Annotated in this window: 8 protein-coding genes; 2 read left to right on the forward strand and 6 right to left on the reverse strand. The window is 74.5% G+C overall.

What is annotated here, in order from left to right:
• Positions 1-34: 34 nt before the first annotated feature.
• The 6 genes from ACOJTC_RS03425 to eno all read right to left on the reverse strand — a co-directional run bounded on the left by ACOJTC_RS03425 (position 35) and on the right by eno (position 5,445).
• Positions 35-970 (reverse strand): exopolyphosphatase, encoded by a 936-nt coding sequence (locus ACOJTC_RS03425; protein ID WP_420115703.1) that lies wholly within the window; start codon positions 968-970, stop codon positions 35-37.
• A gap of 147 nt (positions 971-1,117) precedes the next feature.
• The gene (locus ACOJTC_RS03430) at positions 1,118-2,359 is read right to left on the reverse strand and encodes a hypothetical protein (protein ID WP_420115699.1); all 1,242 of its coding nucleotides are present in this window, start codon (positions 2,357-2,359) and stop codon (positions 1,118-1,120) included.
• Between the two features lie 46 nt (positions 2,360-2,405).
• A complete protein-coding gene (locus ACOJTC_RS03435; RefSeq protein WP_302740766.1) occupies positions 2,406-2,912 on the reverse strand; it encodes an amino-acid N-acetyltransferase in 507 nt (168 codons plus the stop codon).
• Between the two features lies 1 nt (position 2,913).
• Complete coding sequence (locus tag ACOJTC_RS03440; protein WP_420115704.1) at positions 2,914-3,471, reverse strand: DUF501 domain-containing protein; 558 nt, start codon at positions 3,469-3,471, stop codon at positions 2,914-2,916.
• A gap of 34 nt (positions 3,472-3,505) precedes the next feature.
• Entirely contained in the window at positions 3,506-4,129 is a 624-nt protein-coding gene (locus ACOJTC_RS03445; RefSeq protein ID WP_420115700.1) for a septum formation initiator family protein, read from the reverse strand.
• Positions 4,130-4,161: 32 nt separating this feature from the next.
• A complete protein-coding gene (gene eno, locus ACOJTC_RS03450; protein ID WP_420115701.1) occupies positions 4,162-5,445 on the reverse strand; it encodes a phosphopyruvate hydratase in 1,284 nt (427 codons plus the stop codon).
• Positions 5,446-5,668: 223 nt separating this feature from the next.
• On the opposite strand from eno, the gene ACOJTC_RS03455 reads away from it, so the two are divergent.
• A complete protein-coding gene (locus tag ACOJTC_RS03455) occupies positions 5,669-6,361 on the forward strand; it encodes a hypothetical protein (protein WP_357929219.1) in 693 nt (230 codons plus the stop codon).
• Positions 6,358-7,182, forward strand: coding sequence for an NAD(+) diphosphatase (nudC, locus tag ACOJTC_RS03460; protein WP_420115702.1), 825 nt, complete (start codon positions 6,358-6,360; stop codon positions 7,180-7,182). The genes ACOJTC_RS03455 and nudC overlap by 4 nt, the downstream gene beginning before the upstream one ends.
• Positions 7,183-7,323: the final 141 nt, after the last annotated feature.

Genomic DNA, 7,323 nt, shown 5'->3' on the forward strand with positions numbered 1-7,323 from the left:
GAGCCAGGTTCCGGTCGGCGGGGTGGGGCGCAGGTCAGCGCTCGGCGATGCTCCAGGCGATGCCGTCGAGGATGTCGTGTTCGGAGGCGACCACCGAGGACATCCCGGCCCGCTCCATGATCACCTTGAGCACCAGCGCGCCCGCCCCGATCACGTCCGCGCGGCCCGGGTGCATCACCGGGATCGCCAACCGCTGCGCGGCGGTCCGGCCCAGCAGGTCGGCGGTCACCCCGGCAACCCGCTCGTACGGCACCCGGGCGTGGTGGATGCGCTCGGGGTCGTACTCCTGCAGGTCCTGGGCGATGGCGACGACGGTGGTGACCGAACCGGCGAGCCCGACCAGCGTAGCGGCCTCCCGGCCGGGGACGGCGGCGAGCGCCCGGTCGACGGCGGCGGCGATGTCGGCCTGCGCTGCGGCGACCTCGCCGACGGTCGGCGGGTCGCCGTGCAGGTGCCGTTCGGTCATCCGGACGCAGCCGATGTCGACCGAGATCGCCGCCTGCACCCCGGAGTCGCGGGTACCCACCACGAACTCGGTCGAGCCGCCCCCGATGTCGACCACCAGGTACGGCGGCTCCGCGTCGGCGGGCAGCCCCCGCACCGCGCCGGTGAACGACAGCCGGGCCTCCTCGTCGCCGCTGACCACCTCGGGCGCGACCCCGAGGGTCTGCTCCACCATGGCCCGGAAGTCGGCCGCGTTGCTGGCGTCCCGGGACGCCGAGGTGGCGCACATCCGCACCCGGTCGACGCCCAGCTTGTCGATCTCGGCGGCGTACCCGGCCAGCGCCACCCGGGTCCGCTCGATCGCCTCCGGGGCCAGCCGACCGGTCCGGTCGACGCCCTGGCCGAGCCGGACGATCTCCATCCGGCGGGCCAGGTCGACCAGTGGGGCCTGCGGCCCGGCCGACGGATCGGGCAGGTCGGCGACCAGCAGACGGATGGAGTTGGTCCCGCAGTCGATGGCGGCCACACGCGTCGTCACGGCAGCAACCCTACGGCAGCCGGCGGCCGCCCACCCCGGCACCGACCGCGCACGCGAGCCCCCGACCGCGCACGGGGGCACCGACCGCGCAGACGCAGCCCCCGACCGGCCACGGCCGGCACCGACCGGCGGCGGTCACCGACGCCGGGACAGTCGTCGCAGCAGCAGCCACGGCACCCAGGCCAGCACGGCGAGCAGCACCAGCAGCGCCACCAGCGGCGCCCGCCACCACGGGTCCACCGTCGCCGGTGGCGGGTCGGCGGGCGCGGACACCCACGGACGGGCGGTCTTCGACCAGGCCAGGAAGGCGTCGCCGATCGGGAGCAGGCCGAAGGCGTACCGGCGGGTGTGCGGGGTGTCCAGCGGAAAGCCGACCAGTTCGCCGTAGTTGGCCAACGCCCCGGCGAGCGCGTCGTCGCCCTGCACCTGGGCCGCGCCGAGGGTCACCACGGTGGCGGAGAAGCTCACCCCGAGCGGCAGCGGCCCCGAGTCGACGTCCCCCGGGCCGTCCAGACCGCGCGGATACTCCCGCACGGCCGGACCGAGCCCCAGCGGCGACACCACGAACCCGGTGCGGAAGCGCAGGTACTGCTCGCGGGCGAAGGTCGGGTCGATCTCCGGCAGGAACCGCTGGATGACGCTCTGCGAGGTGCCCCGGGCCACCTCGGCCGGCGCGCCGGTGCCCGGGTCGACCCGGTGCGGCAGCAGGCCGGTACGCGGGTCGAACCGCTGGCGTACGCCGTCCAGCCAGCGTGCCGTGGTCCGGTCGAACCGGGGCGGCAGCAGGTGGTCGTGCAGCCGCAGCGAGGCCACCGCCACCGTCGAGTCGACCGGCCACGCCTGCCCCGGGTAGGCGGCGAGGTACGGCGTGGCCGAGGCGTCGAACGCGGCGGCCAGCGTGGTCGACGCCTCGGTGAACCGGCGTACCTCGTCCGGGTCCCGCCCCGACACCGGTTGCAGGGCGAGCACCCCGCCGCGCAGCCAGTTGGTCCAGCCGGCGTGGAAGACGCCGTACGCCGGGGTCAGGTCGGCGCTGAACGGGGCCGTGCCGGCCGGGGACTCCAGCCGGGCCAGCGCCCACCGGGCCTCCCGTAGCGCCTCGTCGCGCCCCTGCGGTGGTTGCCGCAGGCCGGTCTCCACCCGGGCCAGCCCGTACAGCGCGTGGGCGAAGAACCAGCCCTCCGGGAACATCGCCTGGGCGTCCTCGCCGGCACCGTCGTCCAGTTCGGTCCGCAGGTAGTCGAGTTGCCGGTCCACCCCGGGCGGTTGGCGGTCGACGCCGCCGGTCGCGGGGGCGATCAGCCGGGCCACACCGACCAGCGCGAACAGGGTCACCAGGGCGGCGGGGACGGCAACCAACCGGCGCAGGATCGTCACCGGCCCAGGGTGCCGGGCCGGGTCAAGACACCGCGACCGTCACGGGCTAGAGGCGCAGCAGCATCCGGGTGTTGCCCAGGGTGTTCGGCTTGACCCGTTCCAGGTCGAGGAACTCGGCGACGCCCTCGTCGTAGGAGCGCAGCAGCTGCTCGTAGACGGGCTGCGGTACCGGGGCGCCGTCGATCTCGGTGAACCCGAACGCGCCGAAGAACGCCGTCTCGAAGGTGAGCACGAAGATCCGGGCGATGCCGAGTTCCCGGGCGGCGTCGATCAGCTCGGTGACGATCCGGTGGCCGAGCCGCCGCCCCCGGCAGGCCGGGTCGACGGCCACGGTACGGATCTCGGCGAGGTCCTCCCACATCACGTGCAGCGCCCCGCAGCCGACCACCCGCCCGTCGCCGGTGACCGCGACCCGGAACTCCTGCACGTCCTCGTAGAGGGTGACGGTGGCCTTGCTGAGCAGCCGCCGGTCGTCGGTGTAGGTGTCGACCAGCCGGCGGATGCCGCGTACGTCGCCGGTGCGGGCCCGGCGTACCACGATCTCGTCGGTCATCTCACCCGGCCGTCGGCACGTCCACGCAGGGCCCGGCCGCCCACCACTTCTCCACCAGGGCGAGCGTCTCGTCGCCGAACGGGTTGACCCCGGGGCCGGCACCGAGCGCGTGGCCCAGGTGCACGTGCAGGCACTTCACCCGGCCGGGCATCCCACCGGCGGAGATGCCGGCGATCTCCGGCACCTCGCCGATCGCGGCCCGGCGGGCCAGGTAGTCCTCGTGCGCGGCCCGGTAGCTGTCGGCCAGCTCCGGGTCCTCGGCGAGTCGCTCGGCCATCTCCTTCATCAGCCCGGCCGACTCCAGCCGGCTGCACGCCGCCGTCGCCTTGGGGCAGGTCAGGTAGAACAGCGTCGGGAAGGGGGTGCCGTCGGCGAGCCGGGGGGTGGTCTCCACCACGTCGGGCAGGCCGCACGGGCAGCGGTGGGCCACCGCCCGGGTGCCGCGGGGCGGGCGTCCGAGCTGCGCGGCCACCGCGGCCAGGTCGGCCTCGGTGGCCGGCTGGTGCTGCGGCGGGGGTACGGAGTCCGCCGCCGGCTCCTGCGGTGGTACGACAGTCACGGTGCCCATCTCTCGTTCGGTACGCGGGTGCTGCTCACTGGTCGGCGGCTTCGCCGTTCGCCGCCCGGACGCTCGACCACAGGGTGTCGTACCAGGGGACGGGGGCCTTGGGCGCGGCCGGCGGCCGACCGCCGTTGGCGTCGCGGGCCGCGCCGTCGGCGTCGTTGAGCACGATCACCGGGGTCTCGCCCGGGGCCACCATGTAGAACCGTTCCCGCGCCTTGATCTTGATGTATTCGGGGTCCTGCCACTTCGCCGCCTGGGCGGACAGCTCGGCGATCTGCTCGCGCTGGGCGGCCTGGCTGGCCTCCATCCGCTCGATGTCGACCTGCTGGTCGAGGTAGACCCGGACCGGATAGGTGTAGGCCAGGGCGAGCGCGAGCAGCACCGCGAACAGGACGGTGGCCCGCCCGGTGAACCGTCGGGGGTGGGGTGCGGCGAGCCGGCGGATGGTGCCGCCGGCCGCCGTGCGGCGCGCCGCCGCCGGGCGGTTGGCCGACCGGACACCGTCGACACCGCGCGAGCGGGCCGCGGTGGTCCGCGTCTCGGCGCGGACCCCGCCGTCGCGCAGTGGCGTGCGGGCGCCCCGGGCCCCGCCCGGCCGGCCGGTCGGCCGGCGGGCCGGGCGTTGGCCACCCGGTGTGCGGCGCTGCTGCATCGTCACACCCCTCCCCCCGAGGTTCGCCCGGGTCAGGCCGAACGGTAACGCGGGAACGCGCCGACGCCGGCGTACCGCGCCGCGTCGCCCAGCTCCTCCTCGATCCGCAGGAGCTGGTTGTACTTGGCGACCCGGTCGGACCGGGCCGGGGCACCGGTCTTGATCTGGCCGCAGCCGGTGGCGACGGCCAGGTCGGCGATGGTGGTGTCCTCGGTCTCGCCGGAGCGGTGGCTCATCATGCACTTGAAGCCGGCCCGGTGGGCCAGGTCCACGGCGTCCAGCGTCTCGGTCAGCGAGCCGATCTGGTTGACCTTGACAAGCACCGCGTTGGCGGCCTTCTCGGTGATGCCCCGGGCGATGCGCTGCGGGTTGGTGACGAACAGGTCGTCGCCGACGATCTGGATCCGGTCGCCGACGGCGGCGGTCAGGGTGGCCCAGCCGCTCCAGTCGTCCTCGGCCAGCGGGTCCTCGATGGAGACGATCGGGTAGTCGCCGATGAGCTTGGTGTAGTAGTTGCTCATCTCCTCGGCGCTCTTGGCCGCGCTCTCGAACGTGTAGGTGCCGTTGTCGAAGAGCTCGGTGGCGGCCACGTCGAGGGCGAAGACGATGTCGGTGCCCAGCCGGTAGCCGGCCTTCTCGACCGCCTCGGCGATCAGGTCCAGCGCGGCGGCGTTGCTGGGCAGGTTGGGGGCGAAGCCGCCCTCGTCGCCCAGGCCGGTGGAGAGGTCCTTCTTCTTGAGCACCGACTTCAGCGCGTGGTAGACCTCGGCCCCGGAGCGCAGCGCCTCGCGGAAGCTGGACGCCCCGATCGGCGCGATCATGAATTCCTGCACGTCGACGTTCGAGTCGGCGTGCGCCCCACCGTTGAGGATGTTCATCATCGGCACCGGCAGCAGGTGGGCGTTCGGGCCGCCGAGGTAGCGGAACAGGCTCAGCTCGGCGCTGCCGGCCGCGGCCTTGGCCCCCGCCCGCGAGACCCCGAGGATCGCGTTCGCGCCCAACTCGCCCTTGTTGTCGGAGCCGTCGAGGTCGAGCATCTTCTGGTCGATCAGCCGCTGCTCGCTGGCCTCGTAGCCGATGAGCTGGTCGACGATCTTGTCCTCGATGTTGGCGACCGCGTTCTCGACGCCCTTGCCCAGGTAGCGGCCCTTGTCACCGTCGCGCAGTTCGACCGCTTCGAAGGCGCCGGTGGAGGCGCCGGAGGGTACGGCGGCGCGGGCGATCGTGCCGTCGTCCAGCCCTACCTCGACCTCGACCGTGGGGTTGCCCCGCGAGTCGAGAATCTCCCGGGCGACGATTCCCTCGATGGTTGCCACTGAGTCGCTCCTCGTTCGTGTGTGCGAATCCGGTTCGGGCCGCGACGGTGCGGCTGAGGCAGGTGTGTTGAACGCAGCGTATCGGGCGACGCCGGACGCCACGGCGTCCGGGGACACGTAGCCCACCCCTAATCGGTACGCCGGGACGGACATTCCCGGATTCTCACCCCTGAACCGGCAACCGGTTTGCGCCGGGTGGACCCGATCGACCACGCTGGTCGCCATGCCCGCCGTCTCGACCACCCTCCGCGTGCTCGCCGTGTCGGTCATCGCGTCGCTCACCGTCACCGGCTGTCAGACCCTCGACGACGCCGGTCGCACCCTCGGCCGCGCCGATCTGATCAACGATCTCGCCACCCGGCTCGACGAGTCGCTGGTGCGGACCTGGACCGCCGAGTACCGGCTCGCCGGTGGCCGGGACTTCACCATCGCCCAGACGAAGGAGCCGGCCCGCTCCGCGTACACCTGGACCGCCGGCAAGATCACCGTCTCCGAGCAGGCCATCACCAGGTGCGGGACCACCGCCGGGCGGACCACCTGCACGGTCGAGCCGCCGGTGCTGATGTCCGGCAAGGCCGCCGTGCCGCTGTTCACCGAGGCCCGCAAGGCCGGCCTGGTCACCCCGCCGGCGGTGATCGGCCTGCTCACCGAGGCCGCCCTCGACCCGGCGGCCCAGGTCAAGCAGACCGACACCACGATCACCGGGCACCACGCCACCTGCGTCGAGGTCCGCCGGGCCGCCGGGAACTTCGACACCTGCGTCACCAGCGAGGGTGTGCTCGGCAGCTTCACCGGGGTCCTCGACGGTCAGCCCGTCGAGTTGACCCTGGACCGCTACACCGACTCGGTGACACCGACAGCGTTCGACCTGCCCGCCGGAGCCGGGGTGACCGACCGCCGGCCGGCGACGCCGTGACCGTCCCCCCGCCCGCAGACCCCACCCCCGACCCGTCGCCCGCGCCCGGCGACCTGGGCCTGCTGGTGGCCGGCCACCGGCTCCTCACCACCCCCGGCGGGGGCCTGCCGCGGGTCGGCGAGCTGCCGGCCGGGACCGACTGGGTGCCGGTGGGCACGCTCGACGGCGTGCCGGCCTGGGCGGCGGCACCGGACGGGGCGACCCGACCGGCCGGGCGCTGGCGCAGTTGGCGGGCGCTCGCCGCCGAGCTGCCCGAACCGCTCGCCACGCTCGCCGGGCGGGCGGTGGCCGTGGTCACCTTCCGGCGTACCCACCGCTGGTGCGGGGCCTGCCGGGCGGAACTGGCCGACGTGCCGGGCGAGACGGCCCGCCGCTGCCCCGCCTGCGACCTGTACGTGCCGCTGCGGCTCTCCCCGGCGGTGCTGGCGGCGATCACCCGCCCCGGGCCGGCCGGCGGCCCCACCGAGCTGCTGCTGGTGCGGCACGCGTCCGGTCCGACCGGACTGTGGGCGCTGGTCGCCGGCTTCGTCGAGGCCGGCGAGTCGTTGGAGACGGCGGTCCGCCGCGAGGTCACCGAGGAGGTCGGGCTGGCCCTCGGCAGCGTCGACTACTTCGGCAGCCAACCCTGGGCGATCTCCGGGCCGGGGGTGCTGCTCGCCGGCTTCACCGCCACCGCCGCCGACCCCACCGCCGAGCCGGAGGTGGACGGGCGGGAGCTGGTGCGGGCCCGCTGGTTCCCGGTGGACGCGCTGCCGGCCGAGCTGCCACCGGCGTACTCGATCTCCCGCTGGCTGGTCGACGCGGTCGCCGCCCGCGGTTGAGCCGGCCCCGGTCGGCTCAGACGCCGAGCAGGGTGCGCAGGTGGCGTGGCGGCGGGCAGTCGTGGGCGAGCATCGCGGCGGGCCCCCCGCGCAGCGGCACCCCCGCCGGTCGGGCGGCCGCGCTGTCGGCCATCTCGCTGT

This window comes from Micromonospora sp. (genome assembly GCF_048594385.1).
GTDB classification, from domain to species: Bacteria; Actinomycetota; Actinomycetes; order Mycobacteriales; family Micromonosporaceae; genus Micromonospora; species Micromonospora wenchangensis.